Genomic DNA, 21,017 nt, shown 5'->3' with positions numbered 1-21,017 from the left:
GTCTATGCGTAGCCTAAGAGGTTGTGAGTCTCAGCCGCATCGTTCGCGCAGCGTCTCCGCAGGAGAAGCGGTATCGACTCACCCGCTTTCCTCCCCCACCTGTTCCGAGGTGGGGGAGTCCCGCGGCTCTTTTGTTGAACAGACAGGAACTTCTTTTGCGTAAAATGAATCATAGAGCAGTAAAGATTCCGATGGAATTCAGTTGTTTAGTGGTTTCCATTCTCTAAAACTTATGCTAACCTTACGTCCCATGCAAGTTAAACTCAATGATGTCCTCCTTCGTTCTCTGTTAGTGGGAACGATCGCTGCGGCTGGACTGGGTTTTGGTGTTGTCCCGGATTTTTCTCGTCCCACTACCCCTCGTTTGGCCAATGCGGCAGTTGCTCAAGATTTTAGTGAGCAAGAGTTACGCAGTTATGCGCGAGCGTTATTGGAAATTGAACCCCATCGTCAACGGGCCTACAATGAGATTAAAGACCAGGCCGGATCAGTGCCAAATATTGTCTGTAACCGTCGCGGAACCTTTAGTGGACTGCCGGGGAATGCTCGTCAGATTGCCTCGAATTATTGTAACCAGTCCCGTGAGATTGTGGAGGAGGTGGGGTTGACCATTGAACGGTTTAACCAGATTACCTCTCGGGTACAGGATGATCCTAGATTAGCTCGACGGATTCAAGATGAAATGCGATCTCTGCAATAGATGTTACTGTTGGTAGAACGAGTTGGGAAGTTAGGTGGGAGTCCATCGTCCCAATTGCCCCTAACCGCAGAGGAGAGGACGCGCAGTCGTCACCGCTTCGAGACTGGGACGGGGGAGGTGTTTGTGTTGGCTTTACCGCGAGGGACGGTGGTGCAGGATGGGGAGTGTTTGCGATCGCAGACTGGAGAAATTGTGCAAATTATCGCTAAACCCGAACCCGTTTTAACGGTGACATCTGACCATCCCCTAACCCTCTTAAAAGCGGCCTATCATCTCGGAAACCGTCACATCCCCCTAGAGATCACCCCCACTTATTTACGACTCTCCCCCGACCGGGTATTGCAGCAAATGTTAGAAAAGTTGGGATTAACGATACAATCAGAAATCGCCCCATTTTACCCAGAAATTGGCGCGTATGGACAATCCCACCATTCCCACTAACTCCGCATCTCTCAACCCCGAAACCCTGTCTCTGCTTCGCTTATTACAGTTGGCCAGTCCTGCTTTACCCGTCGGGGCCTACAGTTATTCGGAGGGGTTAGAATCTCTTGTTGAGCAGAAAAAACTTGACAATTTGCACAGTTTATGCAGTTGGCTAGAGCAAGAATTACGCTATGGTGCGATTCGCCTAGAAACTGCTATTTTATTAAGAGCTTATCATAGCACAAAAGCCGCAGATGGGGCGGCCTTATCCCGTTGGAATGCCTGGTTATCTGCGACACGGGAAACCCAAGAATTGCGGGAGCAGAGTTGGCAAATGGGAGGAGCTTTATTACGCTTATTAGTGGGGTTAGATTCCCAGTTTACTCCCCTTACGGAGGCTGTGGGAAGTCCTTGTAATTTTGCCATTTTGTTTGGCCTCGCAGCAGCAACTTGGGATATTTCTCCCAAGGAAACCATTGCGGCCTATCTCCACAGTTGGGCCAGTAATTTAATTAATGGGGGAGTGAAGTTAATTCCTCTTGGCCAAACTGCCGGCCAACAAGGGTTAACCCAACTTTATCCTATCATTTTACAAGTGACGGAGGAGATTTTGCAGTTAGAGGATGAAGACTTAGCAAGTTGTGGTTGGGGGTTAGCATTAGCAAGTATCAGTCACGAAACCCAATATAGTCGCTTATTTCGGAGTTAAAGCTATTTTAATATGCCTTGGGTTTTAACCCAAGGCTAATCGCTGAAACCCGTTAAAACCCGGTTTCTCCCCTCCTGGTTTTTCTCTCCTATTCCGACTCAAAAGATTGAGCTTGGAATTTCAGGGTTTTACAATTTTCAATTACCGTCCGCACTACATCATCTGGCACTCCTTCCGGTAACTCCGCATCAATTTCTAAGGTTATTTTAACCTTAGCTCCATTCAATGCTGTTAAATGTTGAATGACCTCATTCGCAATAGTAGAGGCATCTCGGTTAATTCGCATTCCATCTAGATTTACATTCCCGTGAAACCGTGTTAAAGTTGGTTTAATGTCTTCTGTGTCGGGCTGCGTTTCGCTTCCATCTCCCTGCACAACTGCCCCAGTTTGAGTGGTTTTTTCTCCTTGTAGTGTAGAAGACTGTGGTTGGGAAGAATTTATCGTTTTTTCCGGTTGCCGTTCCGCTTCTAATTGCTTTTGGGCAATGTCTGGTTTGACAATTAAACTGTGTGGACTGATACTGGGATTAATCCCTGTCCCCGCTTGTAAATTGAGATATCTTCCTGTCTCCTCGTCAAAACCTTCAGCATAAGCAAAATGATCTGTCCAAATTGTGGAATTTACGCCGTCTCGAATGCTTTTTAATAAAACTTCTGGATTTTTTAAACGGGGTAAATAAAGATATTGCGTGAGATAATCCCAAAGTTTTTTGACATTGAGGTGGTTACTATTGACCCACAGTAGGCTATCTAAAACTTCTAACCGGAGAATGGTGGCCGCATATTGGGTTAATAAATAGTCTTCATGGACGGCTTTTGCACTGGCTCGTACAATGGGGTAGTCTTTCCCCTGTAACCGATTAGCGTCCCATTTTATCCCCCCTTGAGTGTCCGGTTGCGTGGGGACTAATAACCATTGGTAGGTGTCCGCGAGAATTTCCTCGACATATTTGGTGGAACTATCGCATTTGGTGTTCGCTTGTTTATTTTGAAATGCGTCTAGATTGAGGATTTCTTGATCCTTGAGAATGGACTGCCAAGCGAGGGATTGGGCCACATTTCGTTCTAAATTTTCAATTTTGCCTTGGTCTGGGGCGAGGAATAAGAGGGTATTTTTATAATAGCGGGGACTGTTGCCTTTGCTGTTGAGAAGCTCGGTGAGCCATTGATGGGCCGGACTGTCTTGGTTACGACCATAGGACTGTCCAGGGCCCAAAACGACTAAGCGCACCCCTAAATGAGCATCATCGGGAATGTCTGCGGTGGACTCTGGGGCAATGTGAACCGCGTTAAATTCTCCACGGGATTTATATTGCTTGAGACGTTTAATGATTTCCTCTTGGACCGGATAGTGATCCTCTAAGTATTGAGTTGCTCGCTCTTGGGCCGTGCGGTTGACGTTGGGTTGGGTGGAAATCCAATAGCGACTCCCATCTACGTAGAGATAGGTGGCCTGGTCTGTGAGTCGTCGTAATGCGTCGCTGAAGGTGGCGACACTTTCCCCTGGTTGCACGCACCCTAATTTAATGCGACGGTCTTCTAGTCCTAAATTGGCGGCCCGGAGGGTGGGGGCAGACCCCATGTAAATGGTTCTGGCGACGCGACGACAGGCGGAATAGCGGCCTAGGTTGGGGTTGGTCCGATCGCGCTCTAATGGCAAAGAATTAGGCCCATCGACATCCTTATCAATCACCGGAGTCCAATTATCCTCTAGATACCGGGTTAACTCCGACTGCACCTGACTATCATCAATGGGGATGTGGGCTGGTAAAATTAATAAACTGCGATCGCCCCGTTCCCATAACGAATGAATCACCTTAGCCATCAACCGCAACACCCCACGAGTGCGCTGAAACTTATCCAAGGTGGACCAATCCTCATACAAGCGATCGAACAACTCCGGATGAATAGGATAAGCCTCCCGTAACCGTCGTTCATAATCCTTTTCCCCACATTCCGCCGGAAACTCCTGAGACTGGGACTTATACATCTGCCAAAACCCTCGCACCACCCCATCCCGTTGCGCCAACAAATTCGGATCAGTGGTACTCTGAAACAACCGCCGCCGCACAATCTCAAAACTCTCCTCCGCACTAGCAGGCCGCCAAGGAGACTCTACCCGGCCAATGGCATTTTTTAACCGTTCCGTAGCCTCATGGCCCTTCTCTCCCCCCTTCTCAATATCCGAGGCCGGAATACTCACCACCAGTAACGTATCCTTAGCATTCTTAGCCGACTCACTCAAAGTTTGAGCAAAAGTAAACTGAGTATCAAACGTCCCCCCTGCCAAATCCCCATCCTCATGTAACTGTCGGGCATAGGACACCCACTCATCAATTAAAATCAAACAGGGAGAAAAACGATTAAACAGCGTCTTGAGTGCATCCCCTGGATTGGTTGCCGTCTCGTCTGCCTGACGCACCAACTCATAGCCCTCAGCCCCTCCTAACTGCCAAGCCAACTCCCCCCACAAAGTACGAATAAAAGGGCGATTTTTCCCTTTATGGTGGGGCAAATCGGGCGAAATGCCACTGGGAGGCAACTTATTTCCCACCAAAACCGCCACATTGACATTTTGGGGGGGTTCATCCAATCCGGCCTCCTGAAACAACGACTCGGTATCTGGGAGATCAGGAATTTTGAGCGCGTGGCACAGATGGTACAAGGCCAACAGCGCGTGAGTCTTCCCGCCCCCAAAATTGGTTTGTAATTCCACAACGGGATCACCCCCCTTGCCACTCAACCGTAACAACGCCCTCATCAATAACTGTTTTAACCCCTCCGTTAGATAAGTCCGTCGGAAAAACTCCGTCGGGTCTCGATATTCGTCAGACCCTTCATCCAGATATACCTGCCACAAGTCCGCAGCAAACTCCGCTTGTTGGTAATATCCCTTCGCCACATCTTGATGAGGAGTGACAATTTCTCGCCAGGGTTTTAACCCCTGTGCGGGTTGACCCTGAGTCGGGTTAACCACAGCGCGGCGGGTTTCTCGTTTGGCCTGCTCTTGAAACCGGACTCGTAATAATTCTTGTTTTTGTTTCTCAATGGTTTCTGCTTCTGGTGCAGACACCGCAGAGAGCAAACGGCCAATACTATCTAGGGCCCGATAGGTGTCATCGGTAGAAGCGGTGGAGTTATGGGCCCAACTGTTGCGAATATCTTGGCATTCCGAGAGCAGACTCCGTTCCGCTTTACCGAGGGTTTTGCGGAAAACGTCATTCCACTCTTGCCACATCACCCGGAGAAACTCGTGGAGATCGTTTTTCAGTTTCTTTTTAACCACTAAACTATCTTCGTCGTTCATGCTGGCCACTCGTGCTAGCCAGTGGCGAGTGTACTTGGCTTCCATTTCCCGTTCAAAGTAGGGATAGAGTCCGTCGTGGAGCAGTTTTAGGGCGCGACCGATGCGTTCGTGGTTACTAATAGCCATGACCGTTTTTCTTTTTTATGGTAGCGGGTTTTTTGGAAATTAGGGGGGAGGGTCAGGGGTGAGGGGGGTTAAAACCCAAGGCTAAGTGCCAAAACCCGTTAAAACGGGTTCGGGGAATTGGGGCAATCAACCTCCACTTCTCCTAAAACCCTAAACTTTGCTGTTGGGGTTGAGCTTCAAATTCACTGGCCAGACGATTAATTTCTGGCCAAGCGGTGACTAAACTGTTATACACAATGGCTTCCTGCGCCCAGTTTTTGCGATCGCAAAGGCTATACAACCGATAAGCTAGGTCTCTTGTCCCTTCTCCCCTGTCTCCCAGTTTAGAGAGCAATTCTGCCGCGCCCATTTCCCCATTATTGAGCAATTCTCGAATTAAATATTGGGTTAATTCCCAGTCTGGCATTCTGGTATCCGTGTTAGGATTCCAATCACTGGACAATTCTTCCCGTTTCAGGAGGCGCACTTTCCCCGCTTTGGCTTCGATGATCCCTGCTTCGACCATCCCTTGGACGCTGGTATTTTTAGCTTTGGAGAGGGTTTCTGCATCGCCGTACTGTCCAGGGTTAAATTGATATTGTTCAAACCAAGTCAGCGCCCAACGGGTATCGCCATCAAATTCCCCTTCCTGTTCGGTGAGAAATTCATCCAGTATTTGGTTAATCAGTTGTAATGCAGTTCGCACGGGCATCGGAGAGCCATCGTTTTCTAAAACGGCGGTATATTGGGAATAAATCGCCATCCCTGGCCCGATACTAGCTTGGGCGAGGTCAACAGGGGCAATGTTGCCTTGTTGGAGGGTTTTGAGGGCTTTGGGGAGTTCCCGTTTCAGTTCAGTGAGGAATTGGCGACGGGTGGTTTGGGTGGCGGTTTCGGGACGAGGACGACAAACGAGGACAATGGAAGAAGCGAGGGCGTTACTATTTTGTCCGCGCATTCTTGAAGAATTTTCTGTTCGCATTGGCCAAGTTCCTTTTATTTGAATGCCAGAATCAATCAAGCCTCCTAAAAATGTTTCCCAACCTGTGGAAGAGATTATACTTTCGGCTAAGTCATTATTTTGACTTTCTTGGTCAAATTCACTTTGCTTAAACGCATAGAAAATAGTAATAGGATAATTCCAATTACATTTTTTCTGAATTTTTGAAAAGACAACTTTCATGCCATTTTCAAAAAATAATTTTGCATTTTCTTTACTTCCATGTCGGAAAATATCTGCAACTAATTCCTCAGCTTTTGGCGTTAAAAGAGTTTTTAAAAAATCAGGATAGGTTGTATGCAAACATTTTCGTGTCCAAATATAGAAAAAATCAGATAAATCAGCATAAGGTACATTGTCATAGTAAGGAGGGTCTGTTGAAAAAATTGGATTGCTTTCTATTTGATCAATTTGATGAGCATCCATTTGAGTAACATATCCTGAAGAATTTGTCGCAGATGGTATTCCTCTAGACAAAAGACCCTTACATTCTCCATTAATAAGCACTTCCCATGATCCTGAACTAGAACTAAAAGGATTGGATTCTCCAAAATCCCACACCATTGGAATTGCTTGACGAGCAAATAGTTGTCGAGGGCACTGAGCAATCGGTTCCCAACGATTTAGAGAGTTTCCTAAATCTGCTTTTTTATTTAAAATTAAACATAAATAAGTTCCGACTGCTTCTCCATAGGCTCTAACACCTATTCCCCCATTCTCTAAAGCAATATCATCATCAGATAATCCTGCGTTAATCGCATCCTCAATTACTTTTTCTTTAACTTCAGTTACTAAATCGCTAAAGGTTGTTAAAGCTACCAGTTGACGGTCTGTAAACAGATCGCCATGTGTTGTCATTCCATAACGAGGAGCAGCCATATACTGCGAATGTGTAGAAAGTTCTGTTTCTGGTTTCCATTCTGGTTGAGCCGAAAAAGCAATTCTTTCCTGTTCAGGAGTGGGAGACAAATAAACTCGTCCTTGCTTACTCTCAGCCACAACCGCCATCAATTGCTGACTCATGCGTTTGGCTTTCCCTTCACTGCGAACATAATCAAGTCCAACAGGAGTCTCACACGCCAGACACCGCGCCCCTTTCCGTTGTACTGTTCCCTCTGGAATCTCTCCCTCTCCTGTCTTCACCTGAAAATTAACCGTTGTTTCCCCCTCCTTCTGTTCAATGACAGGCTCAACCCAAGCGGTTCTCCCCTTCTTCTTAGAAAGCTGAAAACTTCTCACTAAAGGCATCTGACAGCCACAAGCAGGGTTGGGACAGCGCACGGTTCGCGCCCAAATCCAAGCAATAACCGTCGCTTTCCCCCCCTCTAGTAACTCCACCTGCGGATACAAATGACCAATGCGCTGAAACGCCTCATCCCGCATCCACTGTCCGTAATAGCGCACATCCGCCGCCAGTCCTTGCGCTCCTTTCCAAGACTCCAACTTCCCTCGTTTCCTGTCCTCCTCATTCACCGGAGGAGCATCTTTAAACCGTGGCGGAATCTCAATCAATGCCTTATTAATCAACACCGCAACTGGGTTTAAATCACTTGCATGAGATTCTAACCCCAACCGTTGCGCCTCTAGGGGAATCGAACCACCGCCAGCAAAGGGATCATAAACTGGAGGGGCGTGTTGTGCAATGTAGTCTCGCACAGCTTCGGGGTTTGTGGGGGGTTCTTCTCCTCGACTCCAAGCCAAACAGCGAGCAATCTCCCGTTGTGCTTCGTGAATAATGCCTTCTTCCTTGATATCATCCCAAGACACCAACCCCCGCACCTTTTGTTTTTGCTTCCCCTTCTTGTCCGTTTCAACAGTAATGCGTCCTAAAATATCAAATAACCGTTGGCGTTCCTTGGTTTGCTTTGCTTCAGTGGGAAACTTTTCAGGCCAACTAGAGGGATCATCCACCAGCGAAGCCCATAACACCGCCCGACAAGCAGCTAACGGTCGTCTAGCCCACCAGAGATGCAATGTAGAGGGGTGTCCGTGGCGAATAGACTTTTCCCGTGCTGACTCCGCATTTATCGCTTCGAGAGGGAGGGCAACTTCAATGAGTTTTTTTCGCATGGTGAGCGGTTGAGATGTGTCTGCATATAAACAGCATAGCTCAGTATGGGAGTTAATTGACCGTTACCGTGAGGATAATTGAGAATTTTGCGATCTACGGTTAATAAAGGACAACGATAAATTTTAGCAGTAGCGACAATAATTTGGTCGGCGGGATCATTATGAAATCTCTCTAATTGGGTGGACTGGATGATAAGGGGTCTCTTGTATGATTATTATGCCTTAGTTGTGCCTTTTTTTCAACCCCAAGGCTAAGAGCAAAAACCTGTTAAAACAGGTTAAGAGAATCAAAAGGATAGTCAAAAGTTCAACTGTTGACTGATTACTGATTACTGATGACTTATTACTGTTAAAATGGCTTGTTCCCACAGGTTGTGCCAATGATAATTCACACTACTTGCTCCCCAGTCGGGTTCTCGTTGGAAGGGTTGTTCTAGATATCGGACTTCACAGTGGTTTGGGGTTACTTCGTCGGCACAACTTTCCTCAGTGGGGACTTGGACAAGGGCGAGAATATAATTCTCTTGTTTATTTAAAGCTGTGAGAATTTCGTTTTTGGTGATGGTGACGGTGGTGGCCCCGGCAATTCTGCCTTTCACTTCCAAAAAGCGCAAATGTCCCGTTTCTGGGATGAGGGACTCGATATCATAACCTCGGTTTTCGGCACTGACATCACGGGGTTGATACCCCAAGGCGGTTTCTGCTTGTAGGACGGCTGCCATGGCGAGGTGTTCCACCCGTTGGGTGTTACGGGCAAATTGGGGGGGAGGGGGGTCTTGTTGGCCGTGTAACCGTTGTAGCGCACCCAGGGGGACCACTAATGCTCCCCCGACCACCACTGGGGGAAGGGGGGAGAGTTGGCGTTCTTGTTGGAGTTCTGAAAGGCGTTTTTCGAGACGGGCGGCCAGGTCATCGGCCCGTTGTTGGGCTTTACTGGAGTTGAGTTTGGCGTTGGGTTTTCCGGCTTGTTCTTGTAAGCGGAGGTCTGCGGCCCGTTGGTCCCAGTAGTTGATCTCTTTGGTGAGTCGGTCTTTAACGGCACGACGGGTTTTTTCGATGAGTTCTTCTTTACGGTCCTTGATGTCTTGTAGATGGGGGGAAACAAGGTGGGTGATGGCGTAACCTTTGGCCTGTTGTTCGATGTCTTCTCGCAGGGCTAACCCCTGGATGAGGGAGGCAACGAGGGGCTGTTCGCTGTGGCTGAGGGGGCGATAGTCGAGGTAGGGGGCGGGGCCGGCGTTTTGGGCTGTTCCGGTGCTGCTGATTTCGACGTACTGCATCCGACGGGATACGATTTGTCGCTGGTTGTTGGGGCCGGGCCGTGCGTCTTGGATGGAATGTTCTAGGTAAACTAAGGCTCGCACGGTTTCGCTGTTGTCGTTGTCATCTACGAGAATGGCCCCCCGTCGTAAGATGTCTCGATGTCGTTCGAGGATGAGGTCGATGGTGGCGTTGAGGAGGGGATGGCCGGGACAGATAAATTCAGCGAGGGGTTTACTGGGGAGACTGATGAGGTCTTTTTGAAAGCAAACGCGCTCATAGCGGCGCATAATGGCGTTTCCTGTGCCGATGATTTGGTCTCGATGCCGCAGCAGGGCGGGGACGTGGGTGATTTGGTAGCGTCTGGGTTCTCGTTGACGAATTGTTCCCCCGAGTTGTTGGAAGGCTTCTAGGAAGAAGGCGGCGATGAAGTAGGGTTGAATTTTGCGGGCTTCGGCCCGTTCCATGGTGGCGCGAATTTTCTGGATTTTGCTGGCATCCATGGTGTCCCGTGCTAGGGCGCGTTCTTCTAGGAGGGTTTGTAGGCGGTCCCGTTGGATTCGTTCCTGGAGGGTTTGGTTAAGTTTAGCTTTGATGTCGGCGCGATCGCCATACCGAATAGCCTCGATGAGGAGTTCTCGCAGTTCTGTTCCGGCAATGGCTTTCCCCAGAATATCAAAGACTTGTCCACCGAGGGCTTTTTGTTCGATTTCTAGTTTTTTCAGTAGTTTGAAATAGACATCCCCTTCCCGTGTTTCTGCTGCGACTAAGTTCCAGAGGTGGCAGACTTCGGTTTGGCCGATGCGGTGAATGCGGCCAAATCGCTGTTCTAGGCGGTTGGGGTTCCAGGGGAGGTCATAGTTCACCATGAGGTGGGCCCGTTGCAGGTTGATTCCTTCTCCGGCGGCATCGGTGGCGATGAGGACATCTACGCTAATGTCTTGTTTAAAGGCTTCTTCGGCTTTTTTCCGTTCTTCTCGGCCCATGGCTCCATGAATGGTGACGACGGCTTCTGGACGGCCTAAGAGGGTGCTGATGCGTTGGGTGAGGTAGTTGAGGGTGTCTCGGTGTTCGGTGAAGATGACTAATTTACGACGGTATCCCCCGGCGGCGAACATTTCGTTTTGGTTTTGCAGGAGTTGGGAGAGTTCTTCCCATTTGCGGTCTTTGCCACTGTGTTTGACTTGTTGGGCGAGGGTTTCGAGGCTGTTGAGTTGGGCGATTTCCGTTTGGAGTTCTGCGATGGTGCGGGCAGCACTGGCTTGATCGACGATTTCTTCTTCGGTGGTTTCTCGTTCTTGACTGGAGTAGTCTTCAAAGTCGTCTTCCCAGTCTTCGGGGTTGATGGTGGTCCCGAAGTCTAATTGAGCTTCGGCGGCCCGTTTGTGGAGTTGTTCTTCTTGGAGTCGTCGTTGTAATCGTTCTCGTCGCCGTTTGAGGGATTGATAGATGGCTTCGGGGGAGGAGGCGAGACGGCGTTGTAAGATGGTGAGGGCGAAGCCGACTGTGCCTTTGCGTCCGTTGTTGGTGAGGGCTTCGGCCCGGTTAAATTCTTCTCGTACATACTGGGTGACTTGGTGATAGAGTCGGGATTCGAGGGGGGAGAGTTGATATTGGACGGTGTGCGCTCGTCGTTCGGGGAATAGGGGTTTGCCGTTGAATTTGAATAGGTCTTCTTTGACTAAGCGTCGCATGAGGTCCGAGGGATCACAGGTGTGGACTCCATCTCGGAAGCGTCCTTCAAAGCGATCGCTGTCTAGGAGGGCTAAGAATAGCTGAAAGTCTTCTTCTTTGCCGTTGTGGGGGGTTGCTGTCATGAGGAGGAAGTGACGGGTGAGGGAGGAGAGGAGTTTTCCGAGTTTGTAGCGTTTGGTTTCTCGAATTTCTCCCCCAAAGAAGGAGGCGGATAGTTTATGGGCCTCGTCCACGATGACTAAATCCCAGTCGGTTTGGGCAAGTTTGGCTTTGAGGGTATCATTGCGACTGAGTTGGTCGAGTCGCGCGATCGCATGAGAGATTTCGGCCAAAGCATTCCCGGTGCGTGCGGCCTCAACCCGTTCATGGGTAAGTATTTCAAAGGGGAGATTAAATTTCTGGTCTAATTCATCTTGCCACTGTACCGCCAAACTCCCTGGACAGACAATGAGACACCGTTGTAAGTCTCCCCGAATGAGCAATTCTCGCATAAATAACCCGGCCATAATCGTTTTCCCGGCCCCTGGATCATCGGCCAAGAGAAAGCGCAGGGGTTGACGGGTGAGCATTTCGCTATAAACGGCGGTAATCTGGTGAGGGAGGGGTTCAACGAGGGAGGTATGAACGGCCAGGAGGGGATCAAAAAGGTGCGCGAGTCGAATGCGATGTGCTTCTGATACCAGTCGTAGGAGTCCTCCATCCCCATCAAAACTCCAAGGTTGTCCTGCGGTGACAATTTCTAGGGTTACTTCTCTTTCTCGAAATAAGAGTTCGTTGTCGGGTTTTCCCTGGGCATCTTTATAAATAATTTCTAGCACATCACCCCCATGCCACTGAACGTCAACGATGGTGACAGTCTGGTGAGGAAGAATTCCTTTGACGTTTGTTCCGGGGGTAATTTGTTCGAGGGAGGCCATTTTTGAGTTGAGAGTTGAGAGTTGAGAATTGAGGGTTAGGTGACGGAATATCAGAAACCGGGTTTCTATCTACATTTTACTTTTTCCCTCACCATGGAGAAAAGAAACCCGGTTTCTCCCCTCTTGGTTTCTCTGGACAAATTTAGAAACCGGGTTTCTATCTATATTTTATTTTTTTCCCCCATAATAGATGGAGAGGAGAAAAGAAACCCGGTTTCTCCCCTCTTGGTTTATCCCCTCTCGGTTTCTCACTGCTCTATCTCCAACTCAGCTAAAACTGGATAATGATCACTAGGATAAAGAGGGGGTTGAGCATCTTCAATGATTTTACAACGTTTAGGCGTTAAAATCCTATCTCCCCTTAATGTCATAATCCAATCAATTCGATGAACTTCTTGTTGATCTTCGACACCATATCCTTTCCCTAAAAAATTGTGAACTGTATGCTGGCCGGGAATGTCTCGATTTCCTACAGTTAAATAAATATCTTTAAATTCCGCATTAATTAACAAGGAATAAACCCCATCAACGGACTGTAACTTATTATCTGCTAACCGCAAATAACTGTTAAAATCTCCTGTTAAAATAACGGGTGTATTATCCCCCCGAAGATTCGCTAATTGTTGGATAATTAATTTGATTCCCTCTTGTCTCGCAGTGACACTTAAATGATCTAAATGGGTGTTAAAGTGCAAGAATTGAAACTGATTTCTTAAATCTTCTAAAATTGCCCAATTGGCACATCTCACCCGCGCAGACTCCCAAGATGTTGACCATTGTTTTGGCGTTTCACTTAAATAAAATGAGCCATTTTTAACTAATTTGAATTGCTCTGATTTCCAGAAAATTGCATTGTATAACTTTCTTCCTTCTCTGTTGTACGCATTTCCTAAGCTATAGTCATATCCGGTTAACTGGTCTTGATATGTCTCTAAATTGCCTTGTTGTAATTCCTGAAACCCAATTAAGTCTGGATTATACGTTTGGATGGTTTGCACATTCAAATTAGCTCGATTTTCCCAAATATTCACCCCATCTTCTTTACAACTTCCCCGAATATTAAAGGTCATTACTTTTAGTAAATTCATGTTGACTTTTTAATTATTATGTGCTAATTTTAAACATCAATAATACCAAAGATCGAAGCCCAGAACCAACCACAAATAACCAACCACAAAATTATGATAGAACATATTGTCTTATTCAAATGGAAAGCGGACGCTGATCCTAATAAAATTGCTTCTGTTTTAACTCATTTACGCGGAATGCCGGATAAAATCCCCGATATTATGGATATTTCTTGCGGGGAAAATTTTACAAATCGGTCTCAAGGGTTTACTCATGGCTTAGTGGTGAGATTCCGCGATCGCAAGGCATTAGACAGCTATCAATCCCACCCCATCCATCAAGAAATAGTCGAAGAACAAATTAAACCCATCATGGCAGATATTATCGCCCTCGATTACGAATTCTGAGCCACTTCTACCGACTTGCCATTATAGAAACTCATGGCCTTTTCTACCCCCTCTTTAAGGCTCATTTCCACCGCATCCACCACCCAATCTAATACTTGTTCAACGGCCTCTTTCTCTTGGGGGGCAAATTTGCCTAAAACGTGAGAAACCGTCTCTTTCTCTGGCCCAGATTTGCCAATCCCAATGCGTAACCGAGGGAAATTTTGGCCCCCCAAGTGGGAAATAGTGGATTTAATACCATTATGACCTCCCGCAGACCCCGATAAACGAATCCGCAACCGTCCCACGGGTAAGTCCATATCGTCATAAATAATATACACATCCTCTGGGGCTAATTTATACCAGTCCACCACTGCGCGAATGGCCTCCCCCGACAAATTCATATAGGTTTGGGGTTTCAGCAAAAACACTTTATCCCCTTTCGGACTGCGGCCTTCGGTAAAAAGTCCCTTAAAACGGCGATTATTTTGCCAAGAACAAAACCAACGCTGGGCCAATGTGTCCACTGCTTCAAAGCCAATATTATGCCGGGTTTTTTCGTACTTGGCCCCCGGATTGCCTAACCCGACAATTAATTTCGGGAGAATTAAGTGATCTGTCATCAGATTTCGGTGTCTTCGCTGCTATTGTCCATTTTCTCATGGTACTGGCTATTGCTGATCGCGCTTTCTTGCCCAATTCATAGGGTCAAGGGTTGATTATTCTTTTTCTGGTTCTTGTAACCCTTTTAAAACCGCTTCAATGGCCCAAGTAAAACTCTCATCTGTCCCCTGTAGGCTAGACTTGAACTGTCCTAAGCGTTCTAATTCGACAAACCCGTGTAACATTGCCCAGAGGGTTCGCATAGCCCCAAGTTGGTTGGTTTGACTGGTGACACCATGCGATCGCAAACTCTCCCCATAAAACTGCATCGCGGTTTGAAAGACTGGGGCAAAATCGGGATCATCCTCTGCGAGGGGAACTGTGGACATGATGGTGTATAACCCCTGATTCTCGTGGGCAAAGTCCCGGTAAATATAAGCTATCTGACGCAGCACATCCGGAGAATGGGGGTTTAATTCCTCAAAGGTAGCAATTAACTGTCGCCATCCTTCAATGGCCACCCTCCGTCGCAAGTCGTCATTGTTGGCCACGTGGTTATACAAAGAGGGGGGACGAATCCCCAACTCTTTCGCCACACAATTCACCCCTAACGCTACATCCCCATCTCTTTTTAAACAAGCGATCGCCGCTTCGAGGATATCCTGTTGGGTAATGGTTTGACCTTTAGGACGAGCCATGAGCAAAAAACACTTTGTTTAATACAATCTAATTAGTTTTGTCAATCGTCTCTCAAGCAATTGATAAGCGAAGTCGAGGGAACTACTATCATTCTCCCGCAAACACTTGGTTTCCGGTCTGAATCCATGCAAAATGTATGGACAACAGCAGCAAATAAACTTTTATTAAGCGAGGAGTAAAGAATGTACATTGTGCAGATAGCCTCTGAATGCGCACCCGTCATCAAGGCCGGGGGATTAGGCGATGTGGTGTTTGGGTTGAGTCGTGCGCTAGAACGTCAAGACCATGCCGTAGAAATTATCTTACCGAAATATGATTGTATGCGCTACGACCACATTTGGGGCTTGCATAATGCCTATCAAGACTTAATTGTGCCGTGGTATGGCCAAGCGATCTACTGTTCGGTGGACTGTGGGTGGGTCCATGGACGCTTATGCTTTTTTATTGATCCCCACTCCAATGATTCCTTTTTTAATCGGGGGTGTTACTACGGTTGTGATGATGATCCCATGCGCTTTGCCTTTTTCTGTAAAGCCGCGATCGAGTTTTTATTAATAACCAATAAACGCCCCGATGTCATCCACTGTCACGACTGGCAAACCGGCTTAATTCCTGTCCTCCTCTACGAAATTTATAAATATCATGGCATGGGCAATCAACGGGTGTGTTATAGCATTCATAACTTTAAACATCAAGGGATTACCGGGGTTAACATCCTCTGGGCAACCGGATTAAACCGCGAAGATTACTATTTTCAATACGACCGTTTACAGGATAACTTTAACCCCTTTGCCCTTAATTTAATGAAAGGGGGAATTGTTTACTCTAACTTTGTCAATACCGTCTCCCCGCACCATGCTTGGGAAGCCCGTTTCTCAGAAATTGGCTGTGGGTTAAGTCATACCCTAGACTTACATCATTATAAATTTGGCGGCATTCTCAACGGCATTGATTATGATGTTTGGACTCCCGAAGAAGATAGTTATATTCCCGCCCATTTTAATCCAGAAACCTTTGAGAAAAAAGCCAAAAATAAAACCGCTTTACGAGAGCGTTTATGGCTCAATCATAATGATAAACCCCTTGTCGCCTATATTGGTCGTTTAGACCAACAAAAAGGCGTGCATTTAGTCCACCATGCCATGTATTATGCCTTACGCCGCAATGCCCAATTTATCTTACTAGGTTCAGCGACAGAACCCGGAATTAATAGTTGGTTTTGGCATGAGAAACATTTTTTAAATGAAAACCCTGATTGTCATTTAGAATTAGGTTTTAATGAAGAACTTTCTCATTTAATTTATGCCGGGGCGGATATTATTTTAGTTCCCAGTAATTATGAACCCTGTGGGTTAACACAAATGATTGGCTTGCGGTATGGAAGTGTCCCTGTTGTGCGAGGAGTTGGCGGGTTAGTTAATACGGTATTTGATCGAGATTATGATATGACGAAAACTCCCGATCAACGGAATGGTTATGTTTTCTATCAAACAGATTTTAATGCGTTAGAATCTGCTTTAGATCGTGCTATTGGCTTATGGCATTATTATCCCGATGAATTCCGAGAGTTAGCCTTACAAGGCATGAGTTATGACTATTCATGGAATAATCCCGCGACTCAATATTTAGGAATTTATGATTATATTCGTCATAAATAGCACGCCTTGGGTTGAAACCCAAGGCTAAGAGCTAAAACCCGTTAAAACGGGTTAATTTATTCCAGTATTCAGCTATCAGCACGCCTTGGGTTAAAACCTAATATGACATCCGGTTAATCCTTATAAGCACGCCTTGGGTTGAAACCCAAGGCTAAGAGCTAAAACCCGTTAAAACGGGTTAATTTATTCCAGTTAGACTGTTAGATTTTAAAAAACCGTACCTAACACGCTAAAACACTTTTAAACTGGGTTTCTTCAAGTGAACAAAAAATACTCTAATCTCCTGTTCCCTGTTCCGGAGTTCCCTGTTCCCTCCTATCACATACCAATTCATTAAAACTCACGCTTCCACCTGCAACAACACTTCCCCATTCATCAAACGTTCCGCCGCATCCAGTAGAACATCCTCTACATAAGGCTTCGTAAAATAGCCCTTCGCCCCTTTTTCGGCGGCCATTTGCTTGTGTTTCTTCGCTCCTCGTGAGGTGAGCATCGCTACCGGAATATGTTGTAACTCCTCATCCTCCTGCATGGAGGTTAAAAGCTGTAACCCGTCCATCTTGGGCATTTCAATATCTAAAAATGCTAAACTCGGATTTAAGCCCGATTTTAACTTAGTTAACGCATCCTTCCCATCTCGCGCTTGTTCCACCTCATAACCGGCCTTTTCAAAGGTCATTGATAGTAAAGAGCGCACCGTCACCGAATCATCCACAATTAACACCGTGGGATGTTCCGGTTGAGGACGACTCTGGGGAGTTTGAATCATCGTGGGTTCAGTATCTCCCTCCTCCTCGTCCGGTTCATCCTCCGGTTCATAGTCTGCTTCGGGGGGGGCATCGGGGGATTCGGGGGCTGCTTCTTCGGGAGTGGCCGTGCGATCGCTCCAAGTCGTTATCCCCTCCGAGCGAACACTATTGTTCAACAACACTTCCCCATTGCGAATCCGTTCCACCGCCTCTAATAAATCTTGCTCCACATAGGGTTTCGTAAAATACCCCGATGCTCCTCGTTCTGCCGCCAACTTCCGGTGACGGTCCGCCCCCCGTGAAGTCAACATGGCCACCGGAATTTGCCACAATTCGTCCTCTTGTTGCAAATTCCCCAACAACTCCAACCCGTCCATCTTGGGCATTTCAATATCAAACAAGGCAATATCCGGGCGTAACCCTTCCTGCAACTGCTTAAAGGCATCCTTCCCATCTCGCGCTTGTTCCACCTCATAGCCGGCGTTTTCAAAGGTCATCGACAGTAAAGAGCGCACCGTCACCGAATCATCCACAATTAAAACCACAGGCTGTTCCGGCGGACCCGGCGGTTGGGTTGGAGTGGTGGGAGTGGTGGAGGGGGTGGACAGGTCTTCCTCATCATCCATTTGAATCAGAGTCGGGAACTCATCATCCTCAAACTGCCGCATCGGCCCAGAAGTTTCTACCGCCTTCGCTTGCGGCGGTTTTTCGGCTTGGGGGGCTGGGGCTTTTTTCTTCTGGGTATCCTGGGCTTTTTTCTTCTGGGTATCCTGGGCTTTTTTCTTCTGAGTATCCTGGGCTTTTTTCTTCTGAGTATCCTGGGCTTTTTGCGCCTTGGCTTGAGGTTGCGCGGGTTTTTGGGGTTTCTCCGGCTGAGGTTTCGGTTGCGGACGACTGGGCCGGGTACTCCCTGCTAATAACACCTCTCCATTGAGCATCCGTTCCGCCGCATCCAACAAGACATCTTCTAAATAGGGTTTGGTGAAATAGCCACTCGCCCCTAACTCAGCGGCCACCTGACGATGGCGGTCCGCCCCCCGTGAGGTGAGCATGGCAACGGGAATTTTTGACAGTTCCTCATCTTTTTGTAGTCGGCCTAAGAAGTCCAACCCATCCACCCTGGGCATTTCAATATCACAGAAGACAATATCACAGGGCATTCCAGAGCGTAATTTATCCCAGGCATCCTGACCATCCCGCGCTTGTTCCACCCGATATCCGGCTTTACTAAAGGTCATGGATAACAACTCCCGCACCGTGATGGAGTCATCCACAATTAAAACAATGGACTCGGTGCGAATCTTGGAGTCCTCCACATCTGAGAAGGAGGTGGGGGCTTGCCACAGGGGACTGGCCATATCTTTGCGGATGCGGCCTTGGGAAATTTCAATTAACTCCAAGACATCGGCAATGGCCATAATTTTCCCATCCCCTTGTACCGTTGCTCCGGCAATGCCTGGGGGTTTGGGAATGGGGCCTTGGAGTTGTTTAATGACAATTTCTTGCTCTCCCACCACCCGGTCTACACTGACGGCCACATGGTTTCCAGCCCCTCGTAAGATGACAATAGAAATAACGTTTTCTTCCCGTTTGCCCCCGTAAAGATTACCACGACCTAAACGGCGGTTATAGGAGAGTAGTTCTGAGAGTTCGGTATGGGGCAATAGGGTGTCATGCCACGGGACACAGAGTTGGCCTTGAGCGTTGCGCTGTAACTTCTGTTTGGGCAAGTCGAACATATCCTCCACCCCATCTAAGGGGAACGCAATGGGGGCATTTTCACTCACACAACAGAGGGCTTTACAAATACTCAGGGTTAAGGGTAAGCGAATGGTAAAGGTTGTCCCTTGTCCCAATTTGGAGTCAATGGTGACATTGCCGCGAATTTCATTAATACTGGTGCGCACCACGTCTAACCCCACACCCCGTCCGGAAAAGCCGTCGGCGGTGTCTTTGGTACTAAAGCCGGGGTGAAAGAGGAGGTCATAGACTTCCATATTGGACAAGTTTTTCGCTTGGTCTTTACGAATTAAGCCTTTTTGTACGGCTTTATTTTTCACCCGACTTGGTTCAATGCCGGCCCCGTCATCGGAGACGGAGATCACGGTTTGGTTTCCTTGTTGCAGGGCGGAGACTTTAATGCGTCCCGCTTGGGGTTTCCCGGCGGCTAATCGGACTTCTGGGGCTTCGATGCCGTGGGTGAGGCCGTTGTTGACGAGGTGGGTGAGGGGGTCCGAGAGATGTTCGAGGATCATCTTATCCACTAGGGTGTCTTGCCCCTCTAGGCTCAAATTGACTTGTTTGTTCAATTGAGGGGCAATGCGTCGCACGGCTAAGGGCAATCGGTTGGCGGTGTTGCCAAAGGGGATCATGCGGGCTTTGGTTAAGCCTTCTTGCAGTTGTGAGGTGACTTGCCGCAGGGTACGGGCGACTTGATCAATGTCATCGACGAGGAATTGAATGTCGGAGGTGGACTCTCGGACTCGGACAATTAACTCGATGGTTTCTTGGGCAAGTTCGTGGAACTTGGTGAAGCTGTCCATCTCCAGTTCGTCGAAGTTGCTCTGATCTGCGTCGGTGGTGGCACTGGCGGGGGCGTATTCTCCGGTGCGTTGGGAACGGTATTCTTTGCGCGATCGCAATAACGCATTTTCGAGCAAGGACCGTTCATACAAGTCCTGCATCCGTCCCCCTACATCACTGAGACTCTGGACTTGGTGCATTAAGTTATCCAAGAATTGCCGCAGTCGTTCTTCGTCTCCCTCTAAACTGTTCCGGTTGACCACTAACTCCCCAACTAGGTTGCTGAGGTTGTCCATTTGCCGCACAGGGACTTTCAGGGTGGCTTCTACTTTCGGACGACTGGTGCGTCGGGGAGCTTTTTGAGGCCGCTGTTGGGCTGAGTCGGTGGGAATTTCTCCGGCCTGTTGTTGCGCTTGTTGCAGCAGTTGCAACACATCCGCAAATTCATCGTCACCCCCTTGACTGGCCTCCCCTTCTGAGTCGGCTTCCCTTTCTGCGTCTTTCTCAACTTCGGCGGCTACCGTTTCCGCTTCGGTTTGCGGCTCTTGTTCTAATAAGGCTTCTAATTCCTGTACCGTGGTCGCTACGGCGAAGGTTTGAGCCTCTAGGGCAGATTGTTCAATCAGTTCGCCCAACTCGTCAAAGCTCGGATAACAGGGCAGTAGGTCGTCTTCGGGGAAGGTTTCACCCTTCGACCTAGGAGTGCCCGTTTCTTGGGGGAGTTCTTCTGCCTGTTCTTCTTCGGTTTCGGCTTCTGTTTGTTGTACAGGTTGGACGGTTTCGGGTTCACTCTCCTCGGACTCTTGCTCGGAGTCTTCCATATTAATCACCGCTTCTTCTTGTTCTCCTCCAAAGAAGGCGGCTAAGTCGTCATAGTTTTCTTCTTCGTCAAAGAGGTCGTTTAATTCTTGTACTGTCGGAGCTTGACTCGGTGGTATTCCTCGATGGCTGGCCGCCGTTTCTGCCTGTTCTTCATATTCCCCACTGAGTAACTCTTCTAGGTCATCATAATCTTCTGATGCTGCGGGGGTTTCTTCTTGGTCTTCATATTCCCCACTGAGTAACCCTTCTAGGTCATCATAATCTTCTGATGCTGCGGGGGTTTCTTCTTGGTCTTCATATTCCCCACTGAGTAACCCTTCTAG

The 21,017-nt window shown here is 47.9% G+C and carries 12 protein-coding genes and 1 pseudogene; 5 read left to right on the top strand and 8 right to left on the bottom strand.

Annotated elements, in window-relative coordinates; translation table 11 throughout:
- Positions 1-232 precede the first annotated feature (232 nt).
- The 3 genes from PN462_RS05435 to PN462_RS05425 are packed head-to-tail and all read left to right on the top strand — an operon-like array spanning position 233 to position 1,832.
- On the top strand, positions 233-700 hold the full coding sequence (locus tag PN462_RS05435) for a DUF4168 domain-containing protein (protein ID WP_272127001.1): 468 nt from the start codon (positions 233-235) through the stop codon (positions 698-700).
- Entirely contained in the window at positions 701-1,141 is a 441-nt protein-coding gene (gene ureE / locus PN462_RS05430) for an urease accessory protein UreE (protein WP_272127000.1), read from the top strand.
- The gene (locus PN462_RS05425; RefSeq protein ID WP_272126999.1) at positions 1,116-1,832 is read left to right on the top strand and encodes an urease accessory protein UreF; all 717 of its coding nucleotides are present in this window, start codon (positions 1,116-1,118) and stop codon (positions 1,830-1,832) included. The genes ureE and PN462_RS05425 overlap by 26 nt, the downstream gene beginning before the upstream one ends.
- 88 nt (positions 1,833-1,920) lie before the next feature.
- Here the strand turns inward: PN462_RS05425 and PN462_RS05420 are convergent, their stop codons facing one another.
- The 5 genes and pseudogenes from PN462_RS05420 to PN462_RS05405 form a co-directional block, all read right to left on the bottom strand.
- Positions 1,921-5,265 carry a Swt1 family HEPN domain-containing protein gene (locus PN462_RS05420; protein ID WP_272126998.1) on the bottom strand — a complete coding sequence of 1,115 codons (3,345 nt, stop codon included), beginning with the start codon at positions 5,263-5,265 and terminating at the stop codon, positions 1,921-1,923.
- 142 nt (positions 5,266-5,407) lie between these two features.
- Positions 5,408-8,314, bottom strand: coding sequence for a DUF1156 domain-containing protein (locus PN462_RS05415; protein ID WP_272126997.1), 2,907 nt, complete (start codon positions 8,312-8,314; stop codon positions 5,408-5,410).
- Between the two features lie 62 nt (positions 8,315-8,376).
- Positions 8,377-8,514 (bottom strand): annotated as a pseudogene (locus PN462_RS23395) (type II toxin-antitoxin system VapC family toxin); the annotation flags it as partial.
- 129 nt (positions 8,515-8,643) lie between these two features.
- On the bottom strand, positions 8,644-12,186 hold the full coding sequence (locus PN462_RS05410) for a helicase-related protein (RefSeq protein ID WP_272126996.1): 3,543 nt from the start codon (positions 12,184-12,186) through the stop codon (positions 8,644-8,646).
- Positions 12,187-12,434: 248 nt separating this feature from the next.
- Positions 12,435-13,274 carry an endonuclease/exonuclease/phosphatase family protein gene (locus PN462_RS05405; protein WP_272126995.1) on the bottom strand — a complete coding sequence of 280 codons (840 nt, stop codon included), beginning with the start codon at positions 13,272-13,274 and terminating at the stop codon, positions 12,435-12,437.
- Positions 13,275-13,367: 93 nt separating this feature from the next.
- Between PN462_RS05405 and PN462_RS05400 the strand changes: the two genes are divergently transcribed.
- Positions 13,368-13,661, top strand: coding sequence for a Dabb family protein (locus PN462_RS05400; RefSeq protein ID WP_272126994.1), 294 nt, complete (start codon positions 13,368-13,370; stop codon positions 13,659-13,661).
- Here the strand turns inward: PN462_RS05400 and pth are convergent.
- Together pth and PN462_RS05390 are read right to left on the bottom strand one after the other, a co-directional pair.
- Positions 13,649-14,263 carry an aminoacyl-tRNA hydrolase gene (gene pth / locus PN462_RS05395; RefSeq protein ID WP_272126993.1) on the bottom strand — a complete coding sequence of 205 codons (615 nt, stop codon included), beginning with the start codon at positions 14,261-14,263 and terminating at the stop codon, positions 13,649-13,651. The genes PN462_RS05400 and pth overlap by 13 nt on opposite strands.
- 96 nt (positions 14,264-14,359) lie before the next feature.
- Complete coding sequence (locus PN462_RS05390; RefSeq protein WP_272126992.1) at positions 14,360-14,941, bottom strand: TetR/AcrR family transcriptional regulator; 582 nt, start codon at positions 14,939-14,941, stop codon at positions 14,360-14,362.
- Positions 14,942-15,124: 183 nt separating this feature from the next.
- On the opposite strand from PN462_RS05390, the gene glgA reads away from it, so the two are divergent.
- The gene (gene glgA / locus PN462_RS05385) at positions 15,125-16,600 is read left to right on the top strand and encodes a glycogen synthase GlgA (protein WP_272126991.1); all 1,476 of its coding nucleotides are present in this window, start codon (positions 15,125-15,127) and stop codon (positions 16,598-16,600) included.
- Between the two features lie 340 nt (positions 16,601-16,940).
- Here the strand turns inward: glgA and PN462_RS05380 are convergent, their stop codons facing one another.
- Entirely contained in the window at positions 16,941-20,693 is a 3,753-nt protein-coding gene (locus PN462_RS05380) for a response regulator (RefSeq protein WP_443029072.1), read from the bottom strand.
- Positions 20,694-21,017 lie beyond the last annotated feature (324 nt).

Origin of the sequence: Spirulina sp. CS-785/01 (assembly GCF_028330525.1) — a bacterium.
Lineage (GTDB): Bacteria > Cyanobacteriota > Cyanobacteriia > Cyanobacteriales > Spirulinaceae > JAQMSD01.
This window is presented reverse-complemented; position numbering and strand designations above follow the sequence as displayed.

Excerpts from the sequence above, each read along its gene's own strand:
- PN462_RS05435 (WP_272127001.1), top strand. The coding sequence starts at position 233 with ATGCTAACCTTACGTCCCATGCAAGTTAAACTCAATGATGTCCTCCTT.
- ureE (WP_272127000.1), top strand. The coding sequence starts at position 701 with ATGTTACTGTTGGTAGAACGAGTTGGGAAGTTAGGTGGGAGTCCATCG.
- PN462_RS05425 (WP_272126999.1), top strand. The coding sequence starts at position 1,116 with ATGGACAATCCCACCATTCCCACTAACTCCGCATCTCTCAACCCCGAA.
- PN462_RS05420 (WP_272126998.1), bottom strand. The coding sequence starts at position 5,265 with ATGGCTATTAGTAACCACGAACGCATCGGTCGCGCCCTAAAACTGCTC.
- PN462_RS05415 (WP_272126997.1), bottom strand. The coding sequence starts at position 8,314 with ATGCGAAAAAAACTCATTGAAGTTGCCCTCCCTCTCGAAGCGATAAAT.
- PN462_RS05410 (WP_272126996.1), bottom strand. The coding sequence starts at position 12,186 with ATGGCCTCCCTCGAACAAATTACCCCCGGAACAAACGTCAAAGGAATT.
- PN462_RS05405 (WP_272126995.1), bottom strand. The coding sequence starts at position 13,274 with ATGAATTTACTAAAAGTAATGACCTTTAATATTCGGGGAAGTTGTAAA.
- PN462_RS05400 (WP_272126994.1), top strand. The coding sequence starts at position 13,368 with ATGATAGAACATATTGTCTTATTCAAATGGAAAGCGGACGCTGATCCT.
- pth (WP_272126993.1), bottom strand. The coding sequence starts at position 14,263 with ATGACAGATCACTTAATTCTCCCGAAATTAATTGTCGGGTTAGGCAAT.
- PN462_RS05390 (WP_272126992.1), bottom strand. The coding sequence starts at position 14,941 with ATGGCTCGTCCTAAAGGTCAAACCATTACCCAACAGGATATCCTCGAA.
- glgA (WP_272126991.1), top strand. The coding sequence starts at position 15,125 with ATGTACATTGTGCAGATAGCCTCTGAATGCGCACCCGTCATCAAGGCC.
- PN462_RS05380 (WP_443029072.1), bottom strand. The coding sequence starts at position 20,693 with ATGGAAGACTCCGAGCAAGAGTCCGAGGAGAGTGAACCCGAAACCGTC.